The following is a 1,171-nucleotide window of genomic DNA, read 5'->3' on the forward strand; positions in this document are numbered from 1 at the left end:
AAGAGTTTAAAAGCCACTACCGTGTCGTCTAAAAAACATAATCAGCAGAATTATTTTAAATACTTTCTGATCAGTGCCATTTGTACCCTGGCAGGCCTCGGAACAATTGTATACGTTAATATTCTCTTGCCCGCATCTGAAAAGCAGGAATTACTTGCGCTAATTGGTCTTATTCTTAGCGTGCCTAGCGCTATCATCGCCTTTTACTGCTATATTCGCCTTCTCGTAAGCAGAATCCAGAATTTCTTGGACAAATAAATGATAACGCCCGATATAGAAATATACATAAAGAACATAAACAACAGTGAATTGCTCGCCTGGCTAAATACTCACTTTACAACCATCGATATCAACCTTGAAGCAAGCAGCTTATCCGAAAAGAAAAGTATCTCGGGCACCCTTTCACGCGAAGGGAATAAGATCCCTATCGTCGTTACGCCCTGTGCAGCAGGAAAGTCTTATTGCAGTGTTTGGTTCAAATCGTCTGAAACACCTTGGGACAATGATGAAGCCTGCGCACTAAGCCTGTTAGAGATGTATGAACTTGAGGTCAGGTGTGCCGCACATAGCTGGCAAGAAGGGGAAGATGAAGCAGGTGAATATTGGAATGCCATCACCCGAAACGAAAAAAAGCTTATCCGCTGGGGATAAGCCTTTTCTGTAGAAGCTAAAGAGCTAGAGGCTTACTTGGCAACCGAAACGTTGTCTGCCTGCATACCCTTCTCACCCTCACTCAAATCAAAGCGCACTGCTTGGCCTTGACGCAATGAGCGACGACCGCGACCACGAATTGAACGGAAGTGAACAAAAACATCTTCGCCCGCATCGGTCGTAATAAAACCAAAACCTTTATTCACATTGAACCATTTAACGGTACCGGACTCTACACCCTCAGGTGTATCATCGTCGTCATCAGACTCAGATGCTTCTTGCGCATTGTTACTTGAAGCAGAAGAAGACGAAGACTGTGCCGCAATTTGCGAAATGGCAGATGCAGCAAAAAACATCAACCAAACCAAAGCGTAAAAGCCGCTACCATTTTCACCTGAAAGGAAATTCTCGGCTGTAAGGCCTTGTGGTAATACTGAAGCAGACGAAGCCAATACCAACATAACGTAAGGAAATGGCAGCGCAACAACCGCACTTACTAATAATTTTTTAGATAAACTCT

General features: G+C 43.8%; 2 protein-coding genes. One reads left to right on the forward strand and one right to left on the reverse strand.

Annotated features, from left to right (window positions below; all coding sequences use genetic code 11):
* Nucleotides 1-258: 258 nt before the first annotated feature.
* Nucleotides 259-651 (forward strand): hypothetical protein, encoded by a 393-nt coding sequence (locus tag A3735_RS16960; RefSeq protein ID WP_068508916.1) that lies wholly within the window; start codon nucleotides 259-261, stop codon nucleotides 649-651.
* Between the two features lie 32 nt (nucleotides 652-683).
* Here the strand turns inward: A3735_RS16960 and A3735_RS32400 are convergent.
* A partial coding sequence (locus tag A3735_RS32400) for a cold shock domain-containing protein (protein ID WP_068638333.1) occupies nucleotides 684-1,171 on the reverse strand: 488 nt, incomplete at its 5' end.

The sequence above is a fragment of the Oleiphilus sp. HI0061 genome, assembly GCF_001635675.1.